This is a genomic window from Pseudomonas sp. 2822-17 (genome assembly GCF_002742485.1).
GTDB lineage: Bacteria > Pseudomonadota > Gammaproteobacteria > Pseudomonadales > Pseudomonadaceae > Aquipseudomonas > Aquipseudomonas cyclaminis.
In genome coordinates, this window is record NZ_LJRZ01000350.1 from 87,141 (window position 1) to 111,364 (window position 24,224).

General features: G+C 61.6%; 20 protein-coding genes and 1 pseudogene. 11 read left to right on the forward strand and 10 right to left on the reverse strand.

What is annotated here, in order from left to right; translation table 11 throughout:
- Positions 1-59 precede the first annotated feature (59 nt).
- From AOA60_RS08840 to AOA60_RS08850, 3 genes are all read right to left on the reverse strand, one after another.
- Positions 60-3,530 carry a PAS domain-containing hybrid sensor histidine kinase/response regulator gene (locus tag AOA60_RS08840; RefSeq protein WP_099584093.1) on the reverse strand — a complete coding sequence of 1,157 codons (3,471 nt, stop codon included), beginning with the start codon at positions 3,528-3,530 and terminating at the stop codon, positions 60-62.
- Positions 3,531-3,650: 120 nt separating this feature from the next.
- On the reverse strand, positions 3,651-4,034 hold the full coding sequence (locus AOA60_RS08845; protein ID WP_099584094.1) for a YbaN family protein: 384 nt from the start codon (positions 4,032-4,034) through the stop codon (positions 3,651-3,653).
- Positions 4,035-4,054: 20 nt separating this feature from the next.
- Positions 4,055-4,642, reverse strand: coding sequence for a YecA family protein (locus AOA60_RS08850; protein ID WP_099584095.1), 588 nt, complete (start codon positions 4,640-4,642; stop codon positions 4,055-4,057).
- Between the two features lie 279 nt (positions 4,643-4,921).
- Here AOA60_RS08850 and recQ point away from each other — a divergent pair, with 279 nt between their 5' ends.
- Together recQ and AOA60_RS08860 are read left to right on the forward strand one after the other, a co-directional pair.
- Entirely contained in the window at positions 4,922-7,048 is a 2,127-nt protein-coding gene (gene recQ / locus AOA60_RS08855) for a DNA helicase RecQ (RefSeq protein WP_099584096.1), read from the forward strand.
- A 121-nt stretch (positions 7,049-7,169) separates the two neighbouring features.
- A complete protein-coding gene (locus tag AOA60_RS08860) occupies positions 7,170-7,604 on the forward strand; it encodes a MarR family transcriptional regulator (protein WP_028617350.1) in 435 nt (144 codons plus the stop codon).
- Positions 7,605-7,707: 103 nt separating this feature from the next.
- Here AOA60_RS08860 and AOA60_RS08865 read toward each other — a convergent pair whose 3' ends face one another.
- On the reverse strand, positions 7,708-9,897 hold the full coding sequence (locus tag AOA60_RS08865) for a patatin-like phospholipase family protein (RefSeq protein WP_099584097.1): 2,190 nt from the start codon (positions 9,895-9,897) through the stop codon (positions 7,708-7,710).
- A gap of 84 nt (positions 9,898-9,981) precedes the next feature.
- Here AOA60_RS08865 and AOA60_RS08870 point away from each other — a divergent pair, with 84 nt between their 5' ends.
- A complete protein-coding gene (locus AOA60_RS08870) occupies positions 9,982-10,269 on the forward strand; it encodes a SelT/SelW/SelH family protein (protein ID WP_099584163.1) in 288 nt (95 codons plus the stop codon).
- A gap of 39 nt (positions 10,270-10,308) precedes the next feature.
- Here the strand turns inward: AOA60_RS08870 and AOA60_RS08875 are convergent, their stop codons facing one another.
- The 3 genes and pseudogenes from AOA60_RS08875 to AOA60_RS08885 all read right to left on the reverse strand — a co-directional run.
- Positions 10,309-10,590, reverse strand: a complete 282-nt coding sequence (locus AOA60_RS08875) for a hypothetical protein (protein ID WP_099584098.1) — start codon at positions 10,588-10,590, stop codon at positions 10,309-10,311.
- 132 nt (positions 10,591-10,722) lie between these two features.
- A complete protein-coding gene (locus AOA60_RS08880; protein WP_099584099.1) occupies positions 10,723-11,607 on the reverse strand; it encodes a DMT family transporter in 885 nt (294 codons plus the stop codon).
- A gap of 147 nt (positions 11,608-11,754) precedes the next feature.
- Positions 11,755-11,895 (reverse strand): annotated as a pseudogene (locus AOA60_RS08885) (AraC family transcriptional regulator); the annotation flags it as partial.
- Positions 11,896-11,970: 75 nt separating this feature from the next.
- On the opposite strand from AOA60_RS08885, the gene AOA60_RS08890 reads away from it, so the two are divergent.
- A complete protein-coding gene (locus tag AOA60_RS08890; RefSeq protein ID WP_099584100.1) occupies positions 11,971-12,780 on the forward strand; it encodes a UDP-2,3-diacylglucosamine diphosphatase in 810 nt (269 codons plus the stop codon).
- 62 nt (positions 12,781-12,842) lie between these two features.
- On the opposite strand, the gene AOA60_RS08895 is transcribed toward AOA60_RS08890, so the two are convergent.
- The 3 genes from AOA60_RS08895 to phhA form a co-directional block, all read right to left on the reverse strand.
- Positions 12,843-14,036: an amino acid aminotransferase gene (locus AOA60_RS08895; protein ID WP_099584101.1), complete on the reverse strand. Its 1,194-nt coding sequence runs from the start codon at positions 14,034-14,036 to the stop codon at positions 12,843-12,845.
- Complete coding sequence (locus AOA60_RS08900) at positions 14,036-14,392, reverse strand: 4a-hydroxytetrahydrobiopterin dehydratase (RefSeq protein ID WP_017134918.1); 357 nt, start codon at positions 14,390-14,392, stop codon at positions 14,036-14,038. Before AOA60_RS08900 ends, AOA60_RS08895 begins: the two co-directional genes overlap by 1 nt.
- A gap of 99 nt (positions 14,393-14,491) precedes the next feature.
- Positions 14,492-15,283, reverse strand: a complete 792-nt coding sequence (gene phhA / locus AOA60_RS08905; protein WP_099584102.1) for a phenylalanine 4-monooxygenase — start codon at positions 15,281-15,283, stop codon at positions 14,492-14,494.
- 257 nt (positions 15,284-15,540) lie between these two features.
- Between phhA and AOA60_RS08910 the strand changes: the two genes are divergently transcribed.
- The 7 genes from AOA60_RS08910 to flgK all read left to right on the forward strand — a co-directional run bounded on the left by AOA60_RS08910 (position 15,541) and on the right by flgK (position 24,221).
- A complete protein-coding gene (locus AOA60_RS08910; protein WP_099584103.1) occupies positions 15,541-17,103 on the forward strand; it encodes a sigma-54-dependent transcriptional regulator in 1,563 nt (520 codons plus the stop codon).
- A gap of 326 nt (positions 17,104-17,429) precedes the next feature.
- Positions 17,430-18,170 carry a flagellar basal body rod protein FlgF gene (locus AOA60_RS08915; protein ID WP_099584104.1) on the forward strand — a complete coding sequence of 247 codons (741 nt, stop codon included), beginning with the start codon at positions 17,430-17,432 and terminating at the stop codon, positions 18,168-18,170.
- 62 nt (positions 18,171-18,232) lie between these two features.
- Positions 18,233-19,018 carry a flagellar basal-body rod protein FlgG gene (gene flgG / locus AOA60_RS08920; protein ID WP_076952969.1) on the forward strand — a complete coding sequence of 262 codons (786 nt, stop codon included), beginning with the start codon at positions 18,233-18,235 and terminating at the stop codon, positions 19,016-19,018.
- A 53-nt stretch (positions 19,019-19,071) separates the two neighbouring features.
- Positions 19,072-19,767, forward strand: coding sequence for a flagellar basal body L-ring protein FlgH (gene flgH, locus AOA60_RS08925; protein ID WP_099584105.1), 696 nt, complete (start codon positions 19,072-19,074; stop codon positions 19,765-19,767).
- 27 nt (positions 19,768-19,794) lie between these two features.
- Positions 19,795-20,883 carry a flagellar basal body P-ring protein FlgI gene (locus tag AOA60_RS08930; protein WP_081797739.1) on the forward strand — a complete coding sequence of 363 codons (1,089 nt, stop codon included), beginning with the start codon at positions 19,795-19,797 and terminating at the stop codon, positions 20,881-20,883.
- Positions 20,884-20,887: 4 nt separating this feature from the next.
- Positions 20,888-22,159 carry a flagellar assembly peptidoglycan hydrolase FlgJ gene (flgJ, locus tag AOA60_RS08935; protein ID WP_099584107.1) on the forward strand — a complete coding sequence of 424 codons (1,272 nt, stop codon included), beginning with the start codon at positions 20,888-20,890 and terminating at the stop codon, positions 22,157-22,159.
- Between the two features lie 10 nt (positions 22,160-22,169).
- Entirely contained in the window at positions 22,170-24,221 is a 2,052-nt protein-coding gene (gene flgK / locus AOA60_RS08940; protein ID WP_099584108.1) for a flagellar hook-associated protein FlgK, read from the forward strand.
- The last annotated feature ends 3 nt before the right edge of the window (positions 24,222-24,224 follow it).

Genomic DNA, 24,224 nt, shown 5'->3' on the forward strand with positions numbered 1-24,224 from the left:
CAGATCGAAGTGTGGGAGGGAGCAAGCCCCCTCCCACATTTTGGTTGAGTACACACAGCCTATAAGGGCAAATGCCGACTCAACAACGCCCGTAGCGCCGCAGGCTTCACCGGCTTGGCGAGGTAATCCAACCCCGCCGCATGCACCTCGGCCAGCATCTCCGGGCGGCCATCGGCACTGATGACCACGCCGGGAATCGGCTCCGCCAATTGCGCGCGCAGCCAACCCATCAATTGCGTACCGGTCTCGCCATGGTCCAGGTGGTAATCCACCAGCGCCAGTTGCGGCCGCACCCCTTCAGCCAACAATGCCGCGCATTGCGCTTGGTCGGTGGCGGTCCACACCTCGCAGCCCCAGCGCGTCAGCAGGCTGCGCATGCCGATCAGGATGCTCTCTTCATTATCCACGCACAGCACCTGCGCACCGCTCAAGGGTTGGCCGTTTTCCGCTGTCGGCTTGGGCTGCGGGCTGGCCTGGTTGCGCGCCAGCGGCACGCGCACGCTGAATACGCTGCCTTTGCCTGGCCACGAGCGCACGCTCAGGCGATGGCCCAGCACGCGGCACAGGCCGTCGGCGATTGCCAGACCCAGGCCCAGGCCTTTTTCGGCGCGGGTCTGGTGGCTGTCCAGACGCTTGAATTCTTCGAAGATCACCTTCTGTTTATCCTGCGGAATGCCGGGGCCTCTGTCCCACACTTCCAGGCACAACCCACCCTTGCGCCGGCGTACGCCAAGCAGCACCGGGCCATCGGCATAACGGAAAGCGTTGGTCAGGAAATTCTGCAGGATCCGTCGCAGCAGCTTGATGTCGCTGTCGACCCGCAGGCGACTGCCGCGCAGGCGGAAACGCAAACCCTGCTCCTGGGCCAGCGCCTTGAATTCCGCGCCCAGGGTGTCGAAGAGTTCGTTGAGCACAAAGGGCTGGCGCTGTGGGTTGATCTTGCCGTTTTCCAGGCGCGAGATATCCAGCAGGTCGCTGATCAGGTCTTCAGCCGAGCGCAGCGAGCTGTCCAGGTGTTGCACCAGTTGCCGGGCTTCAGTGGACAGGCCGTCGTTCTGGTGGGAGAGGGCGGCGGAAAACAGGCGTGCGGCGTTCAAGGGTTGCATCAGGTCATGACTGACGGCCGCGAGAAAGCGTGTCTTCGACTGGCTGGCGGATTCGGCCACGCCTTTGGCATCGGTGAGCGCCACATTCAGCTGCGACAGTTCATGGGTGCGCTCGGTCACCCGCTGCTCCAGGCCTTCGTTGGCTTCGGTGAGGGCCTGCTCGGCTTCGCGGAACGCGGTGATGTCGGTGAAACTCATGACAAACCCACCGCCGGGCATCGGGTTGCCGATCAGCTCGATCACCCGTCCATTCGGGAACAAGCGCTCGGAGGTGTGCGCGCGGCCCTGGCGCATCCAGTGCAGGCGTCGCGCCACATGCACTTCAGCCTCGCCGGGGCCACACAGGCCGCGCTCGGCGTTGTAGCGGATGATGTCGGCGATAGGCCGGCCCACGCTGATCAACCCGTCGGGGTAGTTGAACAGTTCCAGGTAGCGCCGGTTCCAGGCTACCAGCTTGAGCGACTGGTCGACCACGCTGATGCCCTGGGTGATGTTCTCGATGGCGCCCTGCAGCAGCGCACGGTTGAACTGCAGGACTTCCGACGCTTCATCGGCGATGCGTACTACGTCCTCCAGTTGCATTTCCCGCCCTTCAATCGCAGCTTTTACTACCGCGCGAGTCGAAGAGGCACCGAGCACACCGGCCAGCAGGCGCTCGGTATGGGCGATCCAGTCGTTATCGGCATTCTGATTGGGGTTAAAGCCTTTGCCCTGGCGATAAGCGAAGCGGATAAAACTTTGCTGGGCCCGTTCTTCACCGACAAAACGCGCCGCCAGGCTCAGCAGGTCGCTGATCTGTACCGACAGCATCGAACGGGCGTTGGCACGCTGGCTGATCTCTTGACCGATAAAACGCCCGGCTTGCCAGTGCTCCGACACCCGCGTGCGCGACAGCATCGACACCCACACAAACAAGGTGAAGTTGCCCGCCAGGGAGAACACGGTGCCCAGGGTGAGGGGTGTGACGGACAACCCCAGTGGGTGGGAATGCATCCACGTAAGGCCGGGGAAAAGGCTGAGGGACCAGCCCAGGCTTTTCGCCGTTACGGGTAGGACCAAGGTGTAGAACCACAGGAATGTGCCCGCCGCCAATCCGGCAAACACCCCGCGCCGGTTGGCCTGTTTCCAATACAGCGCGCCGAGCATGGCCGGGGCGAGCTGGGTCACGGCGGCAAACGCGATCTGACCGATAGTCGCCAGGCTCGCCGTAGAACCCAGCAAACGGTAGCTCACGTAAGCCAGCAGTAGAATGATCACAATGCTGACCCGACGCACCGAGAGCATCCAGTGGCGGAACACCTCGAACGGCCGCTCGGCGCTGGAGCGGCGCAACAGCCACGGTAGCAACATGTCGTTGGAAACCATGGTCGACAAGGCAATGCTCGCCACAATCACCATGCCGGTGGCCGCCGAGGCGCCGCCGATAAATGCCAGCACCGCCAGCGCCGGATGGGCTTCGGCCATGGGCAGGCTGATCACATAGGAATCCGGCAACACCGAGCCCGGCAGCAGCATTTTGCCGCCGAGGGCGATGGGGATCACGAACAGCGCGGCAAGGATCAGATACGCCGGGAATACCCATTTGGCGACGCGCAAATCCTGTGGGTCGATGTTCTCGACGACGGTCACATGAAACTGTCGCGGCAAGCAGATGATTGCCATCATCGCCACGCCGGTCTGCACCACCATCGACGGCCAGTTGACGGTTTCCTTCCAGTACTCCTCCAGGCGTGGCGCGAGCATTGCCTGGCTGAACAGGTCGCCGAAACCGTCATAGAGGCCGTAGGTCACAAACGCGCCCACTGCGAGAAACGCGAATAGCTTGACCAGGGATTCAAACGCAATCGCCAGCACCATGCCACGGTGGTGCTCTGTGGCGTCGAGGTTGCGCGTGCCAAACACAATGGTGAACAGCGCCAACACCAGCGACACGATCAGCGCCGTGTCCTGGGCCCGCGTGCCGGTGGTGTCGGCGCCAGCGCCGATCAGCAGGTTCACCCCCAGCACGATGCCTTTGAGTTGCAGGGCGATGTAGGGCAGCACGCCGACCAGGCAAATCAACGCGACCACCACGGCCAGGGACTGGGACTTGCCGTAGCGTGCGGCGATAAAGTCTGCGATGGAGGTGATGTTTTCCTGCTTGCTGATCAGAATCATCTTCTGCAGCACCCAGGGCGCCAACACCAGCAACAACACCGGTCCGAGGTAGATCGGTAAAAACGCCCACAACTGCTCGGCGGCCTGGCCTACGGCGCCGAAGAAGGTCCAACTGGTGCAATATACCGCGAGCGACAGGCTGTACACCCAGGCGCGCACGCGCGGCGGCAAAGGCGCACGGCGGCGGTCACCGTAGAAGGCGATGGCAAACATAATGGCCATATAGGCCAGGGCAACGGCGGCGATCAGCCCGCTGGACAGCGTCATGGTAACTCCGAGCATAGGAACACCCAGGCATTCCAGGCCCGGTTGGACAGTCTCGCATGATGGCTGGGGTTAGTCAGTGTCGACCAAGGTCGTGTGGGATCTAATGTCGCAGGGCGGCGCCTAGCGTGGGGGCAGGGTTTTCTGACGCAGGATGTAGATCGTCACCAATACCGCGCTGGTCAGCATGAACCCGCGTGCCCATGGCAGTGGCACGAGGTAGCAGGACAGGCCGATGCTCAGCCACATCAAGCCGATGGCGTAGACCTTGCCCTTGAGCGGGATGCCGTTGCCGTCCAGATAATCTCGAATCCACGGGCCCAGGCGCGGGTGTTGCACCAGCCAGTGGTAGAAACGTGGGGAGCTTCGGGCGAAGCAGGCGGCGGCGAGCAGCAGAAAGGGCGTGGTCGGCAATACCGGTAGGAAAATGCCGATCACCCCCAGCGCTACGCTCAGCCAGCCGATAGCCAGCAGCACGTAGCGCAGGAGCAGCGAGCGATTGCCCATGGGTGTCACGGGCAAGGGACTCAGTGGTGACGTGGCTTGAGGATCGCCGGTTTTTCGTCAGGGGCGTTGCACAGCAGGTACAGGGCGGTCAGGGCTTCCGGAATCTGGACGATCATGTCGTCCATCAGGTTGGCGTCGGCGGCAATGTCCGAAAATTCAGCTTCTTCTTCAAACAGCCCTGAACCGACCATGATCGGCAGGAGCATTTCGCTGACTTCTTCCTCGGCGGTTTCGAACCAGGCGGCTTCACGCAGGAATACGCCTTCCATGAAGCCGATGCACCAGCCGCGCAGGTCGGAGTCGTCCGGGTCGTCGCCCAGGTCCAGTTCGCAAGGCAGCTCGAACTCTTCATCAGACGCCAGTTGGCGAGCGATGTGGGCCTTGAGGGCCAGCAGGGTGGATTCGATTTCTTCGCGATGGGCGTCGTGTTCGTAATGCGGCTCTTCGGCGAACAGCGCATCGATCCATTCGCGGTCGGGAACGACTTCGGAGCAGATCGACAGGGCGGTCAGGTAGCCGTGGGCGGCCACGTAGTCCAGCGCCTCGTCATGCAGCTCATCGGCGTCGAGGAAGGCTTGCAGGCGGGTTAGTTGCTCAGCGAAGGACATTGAAGAATTACCTTGGGAATAAACGATGCTGAATTCTAGGCTTTCTTGCGCGCCCAAGCCAGTCGGCGTGCACATTTGCCAGGTTTTAGAGACGGGCTGCAATTCGTCAGCGGCGCCCTTTGCCGGATGGCGCTCGGGTATACTGCCGCGTTTTGTGATGCCCCTGCAGGCCAAGCGCCAGGTCGAGAAAACTTCGCTTACGGATTATTTTTCGTGAATCCGCGTTTTTTCGACCAGCCTGTACAGAGGGATTTCGGCACTATTTTGTTGGAGTTATACATGCTCGATCAGGCTCAACGCGTCCTCAAGGACATCTTCGGCTACGACAGTTTTCGTGGCCGCCAGGGTGCGATCATTGAGCGCGTGGCCAAGGGTGGTGATGCCCTGGTACTGATGCCTACCGGCGGCGGCAAGTCATTGTGTTTCCAGGTGCCGGCGTTGTTGCGCAACGGGCTGGCCGTGGTGGTGTCGCCGCTGATCGCGCTGATGGACGACCAGGTCGCGACCCTGGAAGAGCTCGGCGTCGCCGCGGCTGCCTTGAACTCCACCCTCAGCGCCGAGCAGCAGCGCGACCTGGCCGCACGCATCAAGCGCGGCGAAGTCAAAATGCTCTACCTGGCCCCCGAGCGCCTGGTGCAGCCGCGCATGCTGGCGTTTTTGCAGAGCCTGGAAATTGCCCTGTTCGCCATCGACGAAGCCCACTGTGTCTCCCAGTGGGGTCATGATTTCCGCCGCGAGTATTTGCAGCTGGGTCAATTGGCCGAGCTGTTTCCCGACGTTCCGCGCATTGCCCTGACCGCCACGGCCGACAAGCGCACCCGTGAAGAAATCGTCGAACGCCTGCACCTGCAGAATGCCGAGCGTTTCCTGTCGAGCTTTGACCGGCCGAATATTTTCTACCGCATCGTGCCCAAGGAGCAGCCGCGCAAGCAGTTGCTCGCGTTCCTCTCTGAACGGCGCAGCGATGCGGGCATCGTCTACTGCCTGTCGCGCAAGAAGGTCGATGAAGTCGCTGCATTTCTCTGTGAACAAGGCTATCCGGCGCTGCCGTATCACGCTGGTTTGCCCAACGAAACCCGCTCTGCTCACCAGAAGCGCTTCCTCAACGAGGAAGGCTTGATCATGGTGGCCACCATCGCGTTCGGCATGGGCATCGATAAATCCAACGTGCGCTTCGTGGCCCACATGGACCTGCCCAAATCCCTTGAGGCGTACTACCAGGAAACTGGCCGCGCCGGCCGTGATGGCCTGCCGGCGGATGCATGGATGGTCTACGGCCTGCAGGACGTGGTGATGCTCAAGCAGATGCTGCAGAACTCCGAAGGCGACGAGCGCCACAAGCGCCTGGAGCAGCACAAGCTCGACGCCATGCTCTCGCTGTGCGAAGAGACCCGCTGCCGCCGCCAGACCCTGCTGGCGTATTTCGACGAAGACATGCCGCAGCCGTGCGGCCACTGTGATAACTGCATGGATGGCGTGCAGACGTGGGACGCCACCGAGCCGGCGCGCCAGGCGCTGTCGACTATCTACCGCACTGGCCAGCGCTACGGCGTGGGCCATCTGGTGGATGTGTTGCTGGGCAAGGACAACGAAAAAGTCCGCAGTTTCGGCCACGAGAAACTCTCGGTCTACGGTGTCGGCAAAGCCCGCGCCGAGGGCGAGTGGCGTTCGCTGTTCCGTCAGATGGTCGCACGCGGCCTGGTGGACATCGATATCGAAGGCTACGGCGGTCTGCGTCTTAACGACAGCTGCCGCCCGCTGCTCAAGGGTGAAGTGAGCCTGGAACTGCGTCGCGACCTCAAGCCGCAAACCACCGTCAAGACCAGCACCAGTCAGGCCAGCCAGCTTGTACGCGGCGAGGAGCGCGAACAGTGGGAAGCCCTGCGTACCCTGCGGCGCAAGCTGGCCCAGGAACACAGCGTGCCGCCGTACGTTATTTTCCCCGATTCCACGTTGCTGGAAATGCTGCGCGAGCAGCCCACCACCATGGCCGAGATGGCGCGGGTCAGCGGTGTCGGTGCGCGCAAGCTGGAGCGCTACGGCCAGGCGTTCCTCGAAGTGCTCGGCGGCCAGGCCGAAGCACCGAAGGAAATCGCCGATATCCGCCACGAACTCATCAGTCTGGCACGTGCCGGCATGACCCCGATCCAGATCGCCGGCCAGCTGCAATGCTCGGAGAAGAACGTCTACACCTTGCTCGCTGAATCGATCGGCAAGCAGCAGCTGTCCTTGGAGCAGGCCCTTGATTTACCGGAAGATTTGCTCGGTGAAATCCAGGACGCATTCCTCGACGGAGAAGGCGAATTGCCACCCGTTGCTGAGATCGCACCCCTGTTTGCCGGACGTGTGCCTGAGGGCGTTTTGTACTGCGTGCGGGCCGCTTTGCAGTCTGAATTCGAAATTTAGTGTGCCAATTACGACAACGTAACGATTCAGTACATAGCAACTCTTGCCTAGTGGCGGGGCTCATGCTTAGCTGGCTAATAATTAGCCACACTTTATTTTCAGTCTAACCCATGAGTTTTTTATGCCGTTAACCGATCAACACCGCTTTGGCATGCAACTGGCGCAAATGTCCCGAGGTTGGCGCGCCGAGCTCGACCGCCGTTTGGCGGGGCTGGGCTTGTCCCAGGCGCGCTGGCTGGTGCTGCTGCACCTGGCCCGTTTCGAAGAAGCCCCCACTCAGCGTGAACTGGCGCAAAGCGTTGGTGTAGAAGGGCCGACCCTGGCGCGCTTGCTCGACAGCCTTGAAGGCCAGGGCCTGGTGCAACGCCAGGCGGTGGTGGAAGACCGGCGCGCCAAACGCATCCTGCTGTGTGACACCGCACGGCCGTTGATCGAACAGATTGAAACCATTGCCACCGCGCTGCGCCACGAGTTGTTCGTGGGCGTGGATGAAGCGGATTTGAGCGTGTGCATGCGCGTGCATGGGCACATTCTGGCGAATCTGGAAAAGTCCTGATCTAAACGCTGATTATGCCCGGCTGGCTTGCTGTGGTTAGCGAGCCTGTTGTGGTGAGCGGGCTAACCACAATTAAGCGCTTCAACACGGGTTCGGCGTAGCGTCAGAACGTCTGCCCCAGGTTCAGGTACACCGCCTTCTGATTATCGTCGTTGAACCCATAGCTGAAATTCAGGGGCCCCAACGGCGTATCAAACCCCAGGAAAATACTTGCAGCGTTGATATATCCGCTGTCGAACTCATTGTCGTTGTTCCATGCCCGGCCCCGCTCCAGGGATGCGCCCATATACAGTGGGAAATCCAACGGCAAGTAGGAACGCGGCGTCAGTCGGCGGTAGTAGACCGCACGCATCAGGCTGATGTTCTGCCCGGAAATTGCATCCTGGCGGAAGCCCGACAACTGCCGCGCACCGCCCAGCAGGAAGCTGGAAATCACCACATCCGAATCATCCAGGGTGCGCCCGTAGCGACCGCCCAGCACCAGCGTGTCCGGGCCATGGCTCATGGCCTTGTCCAGTTTGAATTCCCACTGTCGATAGCGCTGGTCCGAACCCAGTCCCGGTTCGAACTCGCGGTAGGCCAGGCCGATGTCTTCGCCGGTATGCGGGAAGTACACGTTATCGAGGGAGTCGAAGGAGTACTTCAGCTCATAGAAGCCTTCGCTGAAACTCACGCTCGGCAGGTCGCGGTCGCCGATGCGCACATCCGCCTTGCCCCAGGCCTCGCCGACGCCGAAGCGGATCTCGCCACTGTTACCGATCTGGCGCCCCACGTTCAGGCCGAAACCATAGCGCTCCAGGCGGTATTCGGAGATGGGGTCGTTGTCCAGAATCAGCTCGACGTTCTGCGCCTGGGCGCTGAGGTAGGGCGCGATGAAGTAGCGTGAGCCCGCGTCCATCGGTTGGTAGAACTCGCTGTACAGTTCTTGCCGATCACCGATCTGTACCCGCGTGAGCCATTCAGCGCCGAGGCGGTTGATGCCGTTCATGCGGTAGCTCGCGCCAAGGTTGAAGGCGCTGTCGCCGCGCATATCGTCTGACAGGTTCAAGCCCAGGCGCAGGTAGTCGGTGCCGCTGCGCTTGCCGCGTGCACTGATCACCAGGGTGTTGTCCTGGCCCTTTTTCACCACGCGGTATTGCACCTGCTCGAAGTAATCCAGGCCATACAAGGTGCCCATGTCGGTTTGCAGGCGGCCGAGGTTCAAGGGTTCGCCCAGCGGTTGGCGGATGTAATAGCGGATCACGTCGTCGCTGACTTTCGAGTCGTTTTCCAGCCGGATCGCAGTGATCACCGGGGTGCGCTCGCCCGGCGTACGCGCGGCCGCCAGTTGGGGGTCAACCGGTTCGGCGGGGCGTAAATGGGCCAGGCGCAGATCGAGGGCGCGGGTGGCGCGGTAGCCGGCGTCGATCATGTCCTTGGCGCGGCCAAAGTCGGTCACGCCATAGGCCGCCAGGGGCGGCTGGATCAGCACGTCCTTGGGGTTGAGGGCCTTGAGTTGTTCCTCGGAGTTGCGCCGGGTCATCAGGGTGATGGACTGGTTGAGTACGTCCACCACGGTGGCGAGTTGCTTGCGCGAGCGCAGCGGGGTGCCGATGTCGACCACGATGGCGATATCCACGCCCATCTCCCGCGCCACATCCAGCGGGATGTTATCGGTCATGCCGCCATCCACCAGTAGCCGGCCATCCAGCTCGACCGGGGCGAACACTGCCGGAATCGACATACTGGCGCGGATCACCTGGGGCAGATGGCCCTTGCTGAACACCACTTTCTCGCCAGTCGTGATGTCGGTGGCCACGGCGCGGAAGGGGATCGGCAATTTGTCGAAATTACGCGTGTTGCTGCTGTGGGCGAACATGCTTTCCAGCAGCAGCGCCAGGTTCTGGCCCTGGATCACGCCGAGCGGAAGGCCGAGGCTGCCGTCATCGCGAAAGCTGAGCTTCTGCTTGACCAGGAAATCCCGGTCATCCTGCTTGCGCCGAAACGGCACGTCTTCACGCGGCGGTGCGTCGGACAACGCCTGCTGCCAGTCGATGCCGAGGGCGAGCTTTTCCAGTTCGTCGATCTTGTAGCCTGAGGCATACAGCCCACCAATTACCGCACCCATGCTGGTGCCGGCGATGGCGTCGATATGGATGCCCTGTTCCTCCAGGGCCTTGAGCACGCCAATGTGCGCCAGCCCGCGGGCGGCACCGCCGGACAGTACCAGGCCGATTTTCGGGCGGGGCGGCTCTACGGCATCGGCAAGCAGGGGGACGAGGCACAGAAACAGGCAGGACAGCAGGCGGCGCATCAGGAATCTCAGGGCTGGGCGATAAAGGCCGGTATTATAGCCACTCGAACCTCATCCCTCGTCATGCCAGGAACTTGTCAAATGATGTCCGCCAGCAAACCCGAGATCGTGATCACCTATTGCACCCAGTGCCAGTGGCTGCTGCGCGCCGCGTGGTTGGCGCAGGAGCTGTTAAGCACCTTTGCCGATGACTTGGGCAAAGTGTCGCTGGAGCCGGCAACCGGTGGTGCGTTTCGCATCACCTGCGATGGCGTGCAGATCTGGGAGCGCAAGGCTGACGGCGGTTTCCCTGAGGCCAAGGTGCTCAAGCAGCGCGTGCGCGATCAGATCGACCCGCAGCGTGACCTGGGGCACAACGACCGCACGCCGTGAAGGTCACCGCCATCGGCTGGCGGTGACGGATGGAGGCCGCTACTTGGCGGCCATCTTGCTTTTGATGAAACCCACGATCAACGTCAGCACCAGGCCGCCGACGCCGCCGCCGACAATATTGCTGCCAACCGCCGCCACATCCAGCGCCTCGCCGCCCGAAGTGCCCGTCAGTGCCGCAGCGACTTGGCCCAGTACGAGCCCGCCGATACCGCCCAGCATCGTATTGAGCCCGGTGCCCAGGCTTTGTTTGGTCATGCCGGCCACATTGCCGCCGACGACACCGCTGATGATTTGAACCAGCAAGCTGATAAACATTTCCATGGTGTAACCCCTGCATTGCGTTTAAGGAGTGACCACTCGCTTGCAGCAACTGCAGAGCACATCAAGGCTGTTGTCGGGCGGTCAGTTATCCGTTGAACGACTACAGACTGTTGCGGATGTTTAAAGTATAGATCAGGCCGTTGCAGTCGGCTGTTTGGCCTGGCTGGCACTACCCATCAGCCCTGAAAGCACGATGGCGACGATGATCAGCGCGCCTCCCAACAGCATGCGCAGTGTCGGGGTTTCGGCGAACAGCAGCCAGGCCACTGTGATGCCGTAGACCGGCTCCATGGCAAAAACCACGGAGGCGGTACGCGCCTTGATCACCGCGAGGCTGGCGACAAACAGGCTGTGGGCCAGGCCGGTGCAGAACACGCCGAGCAGGCCGATCCACAACCAGTCCAGCGCACGCACATCCGCAAGTCCCGGTGCGGCTACGGGCAGCAGGCACACCGCGACTACCACGTTCTGACACAGTGCAGCCTGTACGGCAGGAATTCGCCCGGAGCTGGCGCGGTTATTCAGCGACAACAACGAGAACAGCAGCCCCGAGGCGATGCCCCAGAGCAAACCGCCGGTGGCCTCGCTGGCCAGGTTGAAGTCCGGCGTCACCAGCACCAGGCCGACGGTGACGAGCGCCACCAGCACGACTTCATTGGCGCGAATGCGCTCGCGGAAGATCAGCCCTTCAAGGATCACGGTAAACGCCGGGAACGCGGTGAAGCCAAGGGTGGCGACGGCCACGCCCGCCACCTTGACTGCGATAAAGAAGGTTACCCAATGCGCGGCCAGTAATACGCCGCTGACCAGCAGGCGTTTCCAGTCGCGCAGTTCCAGGGTTTTCCACGGGGCATTGCTGGCGAAGCGCGCAAACACGGCCAGGGCAATGACGGCGAACGCGGCGCGACCGAAGACGATAATGGCCGGCGAGGCGGCCGCCAGCTTGCCGAATACACCGGTAAGGCCAAACATCAATGCGCCGATATGCAAGGCGCCGAGGGCTGAACGGGGAGTCATTGCGATCCTTGAACCAACGGGTTAACAGAATCGCAGTCTAGAGGGTACGGGTGCGGACGTCTGTCGCGCAGCTCGCGATTTTTAGCGTAAGACTCGCCTTATGCCGAGCGCCGCAACGCGCCGGGAGAGGCGCCAAACTCGCGCAACGTGGTGGGCAGAAAAGGGCAGCACCATCACGCTGCTTTCGCGCACCTGGCTGCCACGGCCATCGACTTCCAGGTCCAGATGACCGGACAGCCCGAACACCAACTGCGCATGGTCATGGCTGTGGGCGACAGACGCTGTCATCAGACTGACGCACAGTTGTCATGGGCTATTAATCGCCAGGGCGCAAGCTCGCGAAAACAGCGTCGAGGGATGCCCATGACCAGTGCCGAGTTCACCAAACCCAGCCGCAAGCAGCGCGTACGCACCCTGTGGATTTCCGACGTGCACTTGGGCACCCGGGATTGCCAGGCCGAACATTTGTCGCACTTCCTCAAGGGCTACCACGCCGACAAGGTGTATTTGGTGGGCGATATCATCGACGGCTGGAAAATGCGCGGCGGCATGTACTGGCCCCAGGCCCACACCAACGTGATCCGCCGCTTGCTGACCATGGCCAAGCGTGGCACTGAGGTGATCTACGTCACCGGCAACCATGATGAGTTCCTGCGCCGCTATTCCAAACTGATCCTGGGCAATATCCAGTTGGTGGATGAGGCGGTGCACGTGACCGCCGATGGCCGGCATTTACTGGTGATCCACGGTGATCAGTTCGATGTCATCACCCGCTACCACCGCTGGCTCGCCTTTCTCGGCGACTCGGCCTACGAATTTACCCTCACGTTGAACCGCTGGTTGAACCACTGGCGTGCGCGGTACGGCTATGGCTATTGGTCGCTGTCGGCGTACCTGAAGCACAAGGTCAAAACCGCCGTGAGCTTTATCAGTGATTTCGAAGAAGCCATCGCCCATGAAGTGACCAAGCGCGAATTACATGGCGTGGTGTGCGGGCATATTCACCATGCGGAGATTCGCAAGGTCGGCGAGGTGGACTACCTCAATTGCGGTGATTGGGTGGAGTCGTGCACGGCGTTGATCGAACACTGGGATGGGAGCATCGAGTTGTATCGCTTGGCGGATGCACAGGCCAAGGAAGCGCTGCTCAAGGCAGAAATGGTCGCGGGCTAGCGGTCAACGCAGTCTAAAAGTGGGAGGGGGCTTGCCCTCTCCCACCTTGAGTCCTGATTTTTTCAGTTGGAGACGTCGGCGATGGCCTGGGCCAGCTGAGCCAATCGCGTCGCGTCCGCCCCGGCCACATTCGCCCGCCCTGAACTGACCATATACACGCTGTGCTTCTCACGCAGTTGCTTGACCTGCTCGGCACTCAAGCCGGTATAGGAAAACATCCCGCGCTGCGCGCCAATGTGCGCAAACCGTTCGGCCAGACCATGGGGGGCCAGCGCCTCGACCAGTCCGGATCGCAACTGGGCGATCCGCGCACGCATGGTTTCGACTTCTTCACTCCAGAGTTTTTTCAGCTCCGCATCACCGAGGATGGTCGCGACCACCGCAGCACCATGATCCGGCGGCGTGGACCACAAGTTACGCGCGATATTCGCCAGTTGGCTGCGCACATCCGTGAGCTTCTCGGCATCTGCCGCACACACGATCAGTGCGCCGACCCGGTCGCTGTACAGGCCGAAGTTCTTCGAACAGGAACTGGTGACCAGCACTTCCGGCAATTCTGCAGCAAACAGCCGCACTGCCCAGGCGTCCTGCGCCAGGCCGTCGCCAAAACCCTGGTAGGCGAAGTCGATCAGCGGCAGCAACTGGCGCTCGCGCACGATCTGCAGCACCTGGCGCCAGTCGTCCTGGGACAGGTCGAAACCGGTCGGGTTGTGGCAGCAGGCATGCAGCAGGACCACGTCGCCCTGGGGCACGCTGGACAGGGTGGCCAGCATCGCTGCCACATCCAGGCGATTGTCGGCGCCTACATACGGATAGTGACTGACCTTGAGCCCGGCCTTGGCGAAAATGCTTTCGTGGATCGGCCAGGTCGGGTTGCTCAGCCACACGCCACGGCCTGGCAGGCTATGGGCGATGAAGTCGGCGCTCAGGCGCAGCGCGCCGGTGCCGCCTGGGGTCTGGGTGGCGCCGGCGCGGCGGTCGCGGATCAGTGTGGAGTCGGCGCCCAGCACCAGTTCGCGGATCAGCGCGCCGAAGCGGGCATCGCCATGGCCGCCGATGTAGGTCTTGGTGGTTTGGGTGTCGACCAGACGCTGCTCGGCGAGCTTCACCGAGTGCAGAATCGGCGTCAGGCCCTGGTCGTCTTTATAGACGCCTACGCCGAGGTCGAACTTGTCTGGGTTGGTGTCCTGGGCATACAGGTCCATCAACCCGAGGATCGGGTCGCCGGGCACGCGGCCAATGGCATCGAAGTGCATTACTTGCGGCCCTCGGCGTCCTTGGCCACTTCGTCGGTGCGCGCGGCCATGATGAAGTCATTGCGGTGCAGGCCCTTGATGGAGTGGCTCCACCAGGTCACGGTGACCTTGCCCCATTCGGTGAGCAGGCCAGGGTGATGGCCTTCGGCTTCGGAGATCTCACCCATGGCATTGGTGAAGGCGAGGGCGAATTTGAAGTTCTTGAACAGGAAAACCTTTTCCAACTGCATTACGCCGTCGCGGACTTCGATGTTCCAGTCGGGGATCTGCTTGATCAGCACCGGCAACTCTTCATCGCTGACTTGCGGGGCATCGGCGCGGCAGGCTTCGCAGTGGGCTTGGTTCAAGGTGGTCATGTGGGATGTCCTGAATTCGAATGAGTGAAGATCAGTGGGCGTTACCCTAAAGCAACGCGGGGCCAGGGAACAGACTCACCTGGCCTTAAAAGACGCAGTTCAAGCAGCCTTTGGTTTGGGCGGGAACTTGGGGGCGTGCAAGCCAAGCTGCATGCCGTGCTCGACCATGCCCATGATGTCTTCCTGCGCCACGTCGAACAGGCGCTTGAGTTCGGGCAGTACGAAGTAGAGCGGTTGCAGGATGTCGATGCGATACGGCGTGCGCATCGCTTCCAGCGGGTCGAAGGCTTGATGCTCGGGCTCGTCCGACAGGCAGTACACGCTTTCCTTGGGCGACGACAGAATACCGCCACCGTAGATGCGTCGACCTGCGGGCGTGTCCACCAGGCCAAACTCGATGGTCATCCAGTACAGGCGCGCCAGGTACACCCGTTGCTCTTTGGTGGCCGCCAGGCCGAGCTTGCCGTAGGTGTGGGTGAATTCGGCGAACCAGGGGTTGGTCAGCAGCGGGCAGTGGCCGAAGATCTCGTGGAAAATATCCGGCTCTTGCAGGTAATCCAGTTCTTCGCGGGTACGAATAAACGTCGCCACCGGAAATTGCTTGCTGGCGAGCAGTTCGAAAAAGGTCTGGAAGGGGATCAGCGCAGGGACGCGGGCGACTTGCCAGCCGGTGGTCTCGGCCAGGACTTTATTGATTTCGCCCAATTGTGGGATGCGATCCAGGGGCAGGCCGAGTTTGTCGATGCCGTCCAGGTATTCCTGGCAGGCGCGGCCTTCGATCACTTTCAACTGGCGCGTGATCAGGGTGTTCCACACCGCGTGTTCTTCCGGCGGGTAATGGATAAAACCTTGCGCATCGGGCTCGCGGGCCACGTAGTGCGTCTGTTTCATACGGCTCTCCTGCTAGGCATTCGTTCTTGTTATGTCCTGCGATGAACCTATTGATAACCCTTGCAAGGCGAGATTCCATCCGCCGGTAAAGTGGATTTGTAGGAAATAACGCGGATTTTCGTAAAGTAATCGTTACGCATGTGCAGTTCGTCGCGGCATTGGGCTGGGAAAGGCACACAAACTGTCACATAATCTTGACGACTATCTGCGCCCAGCGTCAAAAAGACCCGGCGCCTACCCATTGTTCGGGCCCTTTCATGCGTATCAAAGTGCACTGCCAAAACCGCATCGGCATCCTGCGGGACATCCTCAACCTGCTGGTGGAGTACGGCGTCAATGTCGCCAAGGGCGAAGTCGGCGGCGAGCATGGCAATGCCATTTACCTGTTTTGCCCGAACCTGGTGAACATGCAGTTCCAGGCGCTGCGCCCGCAGTTCGAGGCGATTGCCGGGGTGTTTGGCGTGAAAAGGGTAGGGCTGATGCCCAGTGAGCGTAGGCACATGGAGCTCAATGCCTTGCTCGGCGCCTTGGAATTTCCAGTGCTGTCCATCGACATGGGCGGCTCCATCGTCGCTGCCAACCGTGCGGCGGCGCAGTTGCTCGGGGTGCGGGTGGACGAGGTGCCGGGCATTCCACTGTCGCGCTACGCCGAGGACTTTGACTTGCCGGAACTGGTGCGTGCGAGCAAGTCGCGGATCAATGGATTGCGGGTCAAGGTCAAGGGTGACGTGTTCCTGGCGGACATCGCGCCGCTGCAGTCCTCCGAGCACGATGACAGCGAAGCCATGGCCGGCGCCGTGCTGACCTTGCACCGCGCCGACCGCGTGGGCGAGCGCATCTATAACGTGCGCAAGCAGGAGTTACGCGGCTTTGACAGCATCTTCCAAAGCTCCAAAGTCATGGCGGCGGTAGTGCGTGAAGCCCGGCGCATGGCACCGTTGGATGCGCCGCTATTAATAGAAGGCGAAACCGGCACTGGCAAGGAACTGCTGGCCCGCGCCTGTCACCTGGCCAGCCCCCGTGGGCAATCGCCGCTGATGGCGCTCAATTGTGCCGGTCTGCCGGAGTCGATGGCCGAGACCGAGTTGTTCGGCTACGGCCCCGGCGCGTTCGAAGGCGCGCGGGCCGAAGGCAAGCTGGGGCTGCTGGAGTTGACGGCGGGCGGTACGTTGTTTCTCGATGGTGTGGGGGAAATGAGTGCGCGCCTGCAGGTGAAACTGCTGCGCTTTCTGCAGGACGGTTGCTTTCGTCGGGTGGGCAGTGATGAAGAGGTGTATCTGGATGTGCGAGTGATCTGTGCGACCCAGGTGGATTTGTCCGAACTCTGCGCCCGTGGCGAATTCCGTCAGGATCTCTATCACCGCCTTAACGTGCTGTCGCTGCACATCCCGCCGCTGCGCGAATGCCTGGATGGACTGGGGCCTTTGGTTGAACACTTTCTCGATCAGGCCAGCCGCCAGATCGGTTGCCCGCTGCCCAAGCTCGCGCCGGCGGCGATGGAGCGGCTCAGCCACTACCATTGGCCGGGCAATGTGCGGCAGTTGGAAAACGTGTTGTTCCAGGCGGTGTCGCTGTGCGAGGGCGGGACGGTGAAGGTCGAGCATATTCGCTTGCCGGATTACGGCGTGCGTCAGCCACTTGGCGATTTTTCCCTGGAGGGTGGGTTGGAGGCGATTGTCGGACGCTTTGAGAAGGCGGTGCTGGAAAGTTTGTATGCCGAGCATCCGAGCAGCCGCCAGTTGGGGAAGCGCTTGGGGGTGTCGCACACCACCATCGCCAACAAACTGCGCGATCACGAAATTCTCAAGGTCGAAAAATAATCAACTGACACTGTGGGGGCAAAATGTGGGAGGGGGCTTGCCCCCGATAGCCGTGTGTCACTCATACATCAGCAACTGAACCACCGTCATCGGGGGCAAGCCCCCTCCCACAATTGATCTTCGTCGTTTTCCTGACCGGTAGTTGCCGGAAGCGGCAGTAGTCCGCCGTTTTTTCGACTCTGGTACAACCTCGAAATACTTGCGCGTCCGTTAAAACCCTTGCCCTGCCTGCACTTTAGCCACTTTCACAAAGTTGGTTCGCAAATTGCTTAAGCCTCATCAGTACAGCGGTGGGCGGCAAGCCTGCGTCAGAAAGAGGAAAGAGTGTGGACAAGTACCTTTATGTGGCAATGACCGGCGCCAGCCAGAATGCACTGGCGCAGAAGGCCCATGCCAACAACTTGGCGAACATTTCCACCAACGGTTTTCAACGTGACCTGGAGCAGGCGCGTTCGATGCCGGTGTTCGGTGACAGCTTTCCGGCGCGGGCGTTTGCCTTGACCGAGCGTCCAGCCACTGACTTCACCCCTGGCGCGATGATCGAGACCGGCCGTGACCTGGACGTGGCCGTCAGCGGCGACGGCTGGATGGCGGTGCAGACCCCGGACGGCAGCGAAGCCTACGTGCGCAGCGCCAGCATGAACGTCGATGCATTGGGCGTGCTGCGCGCCGGCAACGGCATGCCGATCATGGGCAACGGTGGCCCGATTGCCGTGCCGCCCCAGCAGAAGATCGAAGTCGGCTCCGACGGCACCATCAGCATCCGCGCCATGGGCGAAGGCCCACGGGTGATGGCGGAAGTGGACCGGATCAAGCTGGTCCAGCCCGACCTCAAGAATATGAATAAAGGCCTCGACGGCACCATCCACACCAAGGATGGCCAGCCTGCCGTAGCCGATGCGACTGTCAAGCTGACCTCGGGTTTCCTGCAGGCAAGCAACGTCAATGCCGTGGAAGAGATGACGGCAGTGCTGGCGCTTTCCAAGCAGTTCGAGCTGCACATCAAGATGATGAACAGCGCCAAGGAAGACGACCAGGCCATGACTCGCGTCATGCAGATGAGCTGATCAGCGCTCACTCACTAATTTGCTAAACGGCGCCAACAAACAGGCGCACGAAGGAGAACACCATGCTTCCGGCTCTATGGGTTGCCAAAACAGGTCTGTCCGCCCAGGACACCAACCTGACGACCATTTCCAACAACCTGGCGAACGTATCGACCACGGGCTTCAAACGTGACCGCGCCGAGTTCCAGGACTTGCTCTATCAGATCAAGAAGCAGCCGGGTGCCCAGTCGACCCAGGACAGCGAACTGCCGTCGGGCCTGCAATTGGGTACCGGTGTGGCAATCGTCGGCACCCAGAAGAACTTCAGCGCCGGTAACCTGCAACAGACCGGTCAGCCGCTGGACATGGCCATCAACGGCCGTGGTTTCTTCCAGATCCTGCAACCGGATGGGACTACGTCCTACACCCGCGACGGTACTTTCCACCTGGATTCCAATGGCCAGATCGTCACCGCCAACGGTTTCGCCCTGGAGCCGGCCGTGATCGTGCCAGCCGATGCCAAGACTTTCACCGTCGGCAACGACGGCACCGTGTCCATCACCGTGGCCGGCAACCCGGCATCGCAAGTGATCGGCAACCTGCAAACCGCCGACTTCATCAACCCGGCCGGCCTGCAGGCCATGGGTAACAACCTGTTCCTGGAAACCGCCTCCAGCGGCGCGCCGCAAATCGGCACCCCTGGCCTGAACGGTTTCGGCACCACGCTGCAAAGCACCCTGGAAACCTCCAACGTGAGCACCGTGGAAGAGATGGTCAACATGATCACCACTCAGCGCGCCTACGAAATGAACTCCAAGGTGATTTCCACCGCCGACCAGATGCTCTCGTTCGTAACGCAGAATCTGTAATCAAGTCTATGGGGCGCTCTTGAGGGCGCCTGCTACACCGTGAGGTATGGGTCATGAATCGCTTTGTTTCCGTTTTGGCATTGAGTGGGATTGCCGTGCTCGCGGGCTGTGTCGCCCCGACGCCCAAACCCAATGACCCGTACTACGCGCCGGTGTTGCCGCGCACGCCGCTGCCGGCGGCTGCCAACAATGGCTCGATCTACCAGGCCGGTTTCGAACAGAACCTGTACAGCGACCGCAAGGCGTTCCGGGTGGGTGACATCATCACCATCACCCTCAACGAGCGCACCCAGGCCAGCAAGAACGCCAACTCCCAAGTGGGCAAGAACAGCACCGCCAGCCTTGGTTTGAGCTCGCTGTTTGGCGCTGTGCCCAACGTCAATAACCCGTTGAGCGATGGTGACCTGACCCTGAACGCCGGCTACAGCGGATCCCGTGCCACCGACGGCAAGAGCGCGGCAGGGCAGGGCAACAGCCTGACCGGTTCGATCACCGTGACCGTGGCCGATGTATTGCCCAACGGCATCATCGCCGTGCGCGGTGAGAAGTGGATGACCCTCAATACCGGTGACGAGCTGGTACGCATCGCCGGCATGGTGCGCGCCGATGACATCTCCACCGACAACACCGTACCGTCCACGCGGATTGCCGATGCGCGCATCACTTATTCCGGCACTGGCGCCTTTGCCGATGCGAGCCAGCCGGGCTGGTTCGACCGTTTCTTCCTTAGCCCGCTGTTCCCTTTCTAGGTGGCCACTTTGAAATTCAAACAGCTGATGGCGGCCGCACTCCTGCTTTCGTTGAGCGCTGTCGCCCAGGCCGAACGCCTGAAAGACATCGCGAGCATCTCCGGCGTGCGTTCCAACCAGTTGATCGGCTACGGCCTGGTGGTGGGGCTCAATGGTACGGGCGACCAAACCACCCAAACCCCGTTTACCTTGCAGACCTTCAACAACATGCTCTCGCAGTTCGGCATCAAGGTGCCGGCGGGCTCGGGCAATGTGCAGCTCAAGAACGTCGCGGCCGTGTCCATCAGTGCCGACTTGCCGGCGTTCTCCAAGCCGGGCCAGGTGGTGGACATCACCGTGGCCTCCATCGGTAACTCCAAAAGCCTGCGCGGCGGCACCTTGCTGATGACGCCGCTCAAAGGTATCGACGGCAACGTCTACGCCATCGCCCAGGGCAACCTGGTGGTGGGCGGGTTTGACGCCGAAGGTCGTGACGGTTCGAAGATCACCGTCAACGTGCCCTCGGCCGGTCGGATTCCTGGCGGCGCCACGGTGGAACGTACCGTGCCCAGCGGTTTCAACCAGGGCAACAGCCTGACCCTGAACCTCAACCGGTCCGACTTCACCACCGCCAAGCGCGTGGTCGACAAGATCAACGACATGCTCGGCCCTGGCGTGGCCCAGGCCATCGACGGCGGTTCGATCCGCGTGACCGCGCCGCTGGACCCAAGCCAGCGCGTGGATTACCTGTCGATCCTGGAAAACCTTGAAGTCGACCCAGGCCAGGCAGTGGCCAAAGTCATCATCAACTCGCGCACCGGCACCATTGTGATCGGCCAGAACGTCAAGGTATCGCCGGCTGCGGTGACCCACGGCAGTCTGACCGTGACCATCACCGAAGACCCGATCGTCAGCCAGCCTGGGCCGTTGTCCAATGGCCAGACGGCGGTCGTGCCGCGCTCGCGGGTCAATGCCCAACAGGAAGCCAAGCCGATGTTCAAGTTCGGCCCCGGCACCACGCTGGATGAGATTGTCCGCGCGGTGAACCAAGTGGGCGCGGCGCCTGGCGACCTGATGGCAATCCTTGAAGCTTTGAAACAGGCCGGCGCCTTGCAAGCCGACCTGATTGTGATCTGAGGCCATGGCCATGGATATGCGCAAGAGCGGGATCAGCAGTACGGCGGATTCGGGGTCTTACTCCGACCTGAACCGGCTTAACCAGCTCAAGGTCGGCGGCGACAAGAACAGCGAAGGCAACATGCGCAAAGTGGCGCAGGAGTTCGAGTCGCTGTTCGTGAGCGAGATGCTCAAATCGATGCGTTCGGCCACCGAGGCCCTGGGCAAAGACAACCCGATGAACACCCCGGCGGCCAAGCAGTACCAGGAGATGTACGACCAGCAACTGGCGGTGTCGATGTCGCGCGAGGGCGGTGGTATCGGCCTGGCCGACGTGCTCATGCGCCAGATGCAGAAGAACAAGCCGGTGGACGCTGCTGCGGCCACCTTGCAAGGTCCGGCAGCCGCAGAACCCGTCAAGAAAGTCGACGTGCCGACGGAAATTGCCGCCGGCACCCAGGCCGAAGGTCCGCTGGGTCGCTCCAATGGCCAGCGTCCGCTGTGGGCCTACCGTGTAGCCGAGCCCCAGGCCGGTGCCGCCGCTGCCCACAGCAACGACATGGAACTGATGAACCAGCGCCGCATTGCCTTGCCAAGCAAGCTGGCCGATCGCCTGCTCGCCGGTATTGTGCCGAGCACCCAAGTGGCGGCCGAGGCCAAGACCGCGCCGCTGCGTAACAGTGCCGCCGACGACAACGTCATCAACAGCACCGCACGCAGTTTTGCCGTGCCCAACGACCGTATGCAGATCTACAGCCGCGCCGTGGCCCAGCCGCCATTGGCACCGGCGAAAAAGGCGTTCAGCTCGCAGGATGAATTTGTCGCCACCATGTTGCCGATGGCCAAGGCCGCGGCAGCGCGTATTGGCGTGGATCCGAAGTACCTGGTGGCCCAGGCCGCCCTGGAAACCGGTTGGGGCAAATCGGTGATGCGCGCCGAAGATGGCAGCAGCAGCCACAACCTGTTCGGTATCAAGGCCGGCCAGAGTTGGCAGGGCGGTCAGGCCCGCGCAATCACCAGCGAGTTTCGCGATGGCGCGATGGTCAAGGAAACGGCGCAGTTCCGTTCCTACGACTCCTACCAAGACAGCTTCCACGACCTCGTGACCTTGCTGCAAAGCAATGATCGCTATAAAGAAGTTGTGAAGTCGGCCGACAACCCGGAACAGTTTGTGCGTGAGTTGCAAAAAGCCGGTTACGCCACCGATCCGGCCTACGCCAGCAAGATTTCGCAGATCGCAAAAACGATGAACAGTTATCAGGATTACGCTGCCGCGGGCGCGACCACTCATTTATAAGGTCTGAACCATGAGTTTGCTCAATATCGGGATGTCGGGGCTAAACGCCGCTCAAGGATCGTTGTCGGTTCTGAGTAACAACATCGCCAACGCCAATACCGCGGGCTATTCGCGTCAGCAGACCACCCAGAGTGCGAACGCGAACAACCAGTACGGCGGCGTATTCATCGGCAGCGGCACCACCCTGGCCGACGTGCGCCGGGTCTATAACGAATACCTGGACACCGCCTACCAGAACAGCACCTCGCTCAACAGCGACGCCAAGGCGTATCTGGACCAGGTCAGTGCGGTCGACAAGACGCTGTCGGACAAGACCACCGGCATGTCCGCCGTGCTCAGCTCGTTCTTTGCCGCAGTGCAGACCGCCTCGGCCAGCCCGAACGATACGTCGGCCCGCCAGATCCTGCTCACTAACGCCCAGACGCTGACCAACCGGTTCAATGCGATCTCCAGCCAGTTGAGCCAGCAGAAAGAGACCATCAACAGCCAGTTGACCTCGATGAGCGATCAGGTCAACCAACTGACGTCGTCGATTGCGTCCCTCAACAAGCAGATCGCCCAGGTCCAGGGGTCGTCCAACACCACTCCGGCCAACCTGCTCGATTCCCGGGCTGAGGCCGTGCGTTCGCTGAATGAGTTGATCGGCGTGACCGCCACGGAAAAGAACGGCGTGTTCAGCGTCAGCACCGGCAGCGGCCAGTCCCTGGTGCTGGGCGATCAGTCCAGCAGCATTTCCGCCGTGCCGAGCAACAGCGACACCAGCCAGTACACGATCCAGCTCAATGCGCCGGGCGGCACGACCCTGGACCTGGGCAATGTGATCAGTGGCGGCAGCATCGGTGGCCTGCTGCGTTATCGCAGCGATGCGCTGATGCCAGCCATCAATGACCTGGGGCGTATCGCGCTTGTCACTGCCGATGCCCTCAACAGTCAGTTGGGCCAGGGCCTGGACCTCAATGGCGAGTTCGGCGCCTCGATGTTCACCGACATCAACAACGCGGCCTCCGTTGCCCTGCGCAGCCAGGCAGCCCAAGGCAACCTGGGCGATGGCGCGCTGGGTGTGACGATCAAGGACAGCAGCCAACTGACCAACTTCGATTACAAGGTCAGCTTCAACGATGGTGCCAACCTCAATAAGGTCACGGTGCTGCGTTCCGACGGCAAGGCCATGGGCACGTATGACCTGAGTGCCACGCCGCCGCCGGTTATCGATGGGTTCACCCTGGCGGTCAAGACCGGAACAAACGTGCAGGCGGGCGACAGCTTCAAGGTCAGCCCGACGGCCAACGGCGCCAAGGAAATCGGCACCATCCTGACCGACCCGAGCAAGATTGCGTTTGCCGCGCCGTTGCAGGGCGAGGCGGGTAAAACCAACCAGGGCACCGGCACTTTTACGCCGCCGACGCTCACCGTGCCCTTGGACATCCAGGGCGGCGCCGACACCGCACAACTGCGCACCGGCATCGAACACTCGATGCCGGTGACAATGGTCTTCGCCAAACCGGCAGCCGATGGCACGCAGGCCTACACCCTCAGCAACGCCCAGGGTGATCCGATCGGTTCCGGCAGCATCGTGCCGGGGCAGACCAACAAGATCAGCATCAGCGTACCGATGCGTGATGCCAGCGGAACCTTGTTGTCGCCGGCCAAGAACTTCAGCTTCGACACCACGGTGGGCGGTTCGCCGGCCAACGGCGACAGCACCTCCTTCTCGTTCAATGCCACCGGCAAGTCCGACAACCGCAACGCCCAGGCCCTGCTCAACCTGCAGACCAAGGCAACGGTCGGCCTGGCGGCCGATGGCAGTGGCGGCACCAGCCTGGTGGGGGCCAACAGCAAGTTGGTCTCGACCGTTGGCGCCAAGGCCGCAGCGGCCACCACGGACACCACGGCCACCAACGCGCTGTTGACGGCCAACAAGAACGCGCGCAACTCCGTCTCCCAGGTCAACCTGGATGAAGAAGCGGGCGACATGATCAAGTTCCAGCAGTACTACACAGCGTCGTCGCAGATCATCAAGGCTGCGCAAGAAACCTTCAGCACGCTGATCAATAGTCTTTAAGGG

Coding starts and splice junctions, on each gene's coding strand:
- AOA60_RS08840 (WP_099584093.1), bottom strand. CDS start 3,530: ATGACGCTGTCCAGCGGGCTGATCGCCGCCGTTGCCCTGGCCTATATG.
- AOA60_RS08845 (WP_099584094.1), bottom strand. CDS start 4,034: ATGGGCAATCGCTCGCTGCTCCTGCGCTACGTGCTGCTGGCTATCGGC.
- AOA60_RS08850 (WP_099584095.1), bottom strand. CDS start 4,642: ATGTCCTTCGCTGAGCAACTAACCCGCCTGCAAGCCTTCCTCGACGCC.
- recQ (WP_099584096.1), top strand. CDS start 4,922: ATGCTCGATCAGGCTCAACGCGTCCTCAAGGACATCTTCGGCTACGAC.
- AOA60_RS08860 (WP_028617350.1), top strand. CDS start 7,170: ATGCCGTTAACCGATCAACACCGCTTTGGCATGCAACTGGCGCAAATG.
- AOA60_RS08865 (WP_099584097.1), bottom strand. CDS start 9,897: ATGCGCCGCCTGCTGTCCTGCCTGTTTCTGTGCCTCGTCCCCCTGCTT.
- AOA60_RS08870 (WP_099584163.1), top strand. CDS start 9,982: ATGTCCGCCAGCAAACCCGAGATCGTGATCACCTATTGCACCCAGTGC.
- AOA60_RS08875 (WP_099584098.1), bottom strand. CDS start 10,590: ATGGAAATGTTTATCAGCTTGCTGGTTCAAATCATCAGCGGTGTCGTC.
- AOA60_RS08880 (WP_099584099.1), bottom strand. CDS start 11,607: ATGACTCCCCGTTCAGCCCTCGGCGCCTTGCATATCGGCGCATTGATG.
- AOA60_RS08890 (WP_099584100.1), top strand. CDS start 11,971: ATGACCAGTGCCGAGTTCACCAAACCCAGCCGCAAGCAGCGCGTACGC.
- AOA60_RS08895 (WP_099584101.1), bottom strand. CDS start 14,036: ATGCACTTCGATGCCATTGGCCGCGTGCCCGGCGACCCGATCCTCGGG.
- AOA60_RS08900 (WP_017134918.1), bottom strand. CDS start 14,392: ATGACCACCTTGAACCAAGCCCACTGCGAAGCCTGCCGCGCCGATGCC.
- phhA (WP_099584102.1), bottom strand. CDS start 15,283: ATGAAACAGACGCACTACGTGGCCCGCGAGCCCGATGCGCAAGGTTTT.
- AOA60_RS08910 (WP_099584103.1), top strand. CDS start 15,541: ATGCGTATCAAAGTGCACTGCCAAAACCGCATCGGCATCCTGCGGGAC.
- flgG (WP_076952969.1), top strand. CDS start 18,233: ATGCTTCCGGCTCTATGGGTTGCCAAAACAGGTCTGTCCGCCCAGGAC.
- flgH (WP_099584105.1), top strand. CDS start 19,072: ATGAATCGCTTTGTTTCCGTTTTGGCATTGAGTGGGATTGCCGTGCTC.
- AOA60_RS08930 (WP_081797739.1), top strand. CDS start 19,795: ATGGCGGCCGCACTCCTGCTTTCGTTGAGCGCTGTCGCCCAGGCCGAA.
- flgJ (WP_099584107.1), top strand. CDS start 20,888: ATGGCCATGGATATGCGCAAGAGCGGGATCAGCAGTACGGCGGATTCG.
- flgK (WP_099584108.1), top strand. CDS start 22,170: ATGAGTTTGCTCAATATCGGGATGTCGGGGCTAAACGCCGCTCAAGGA.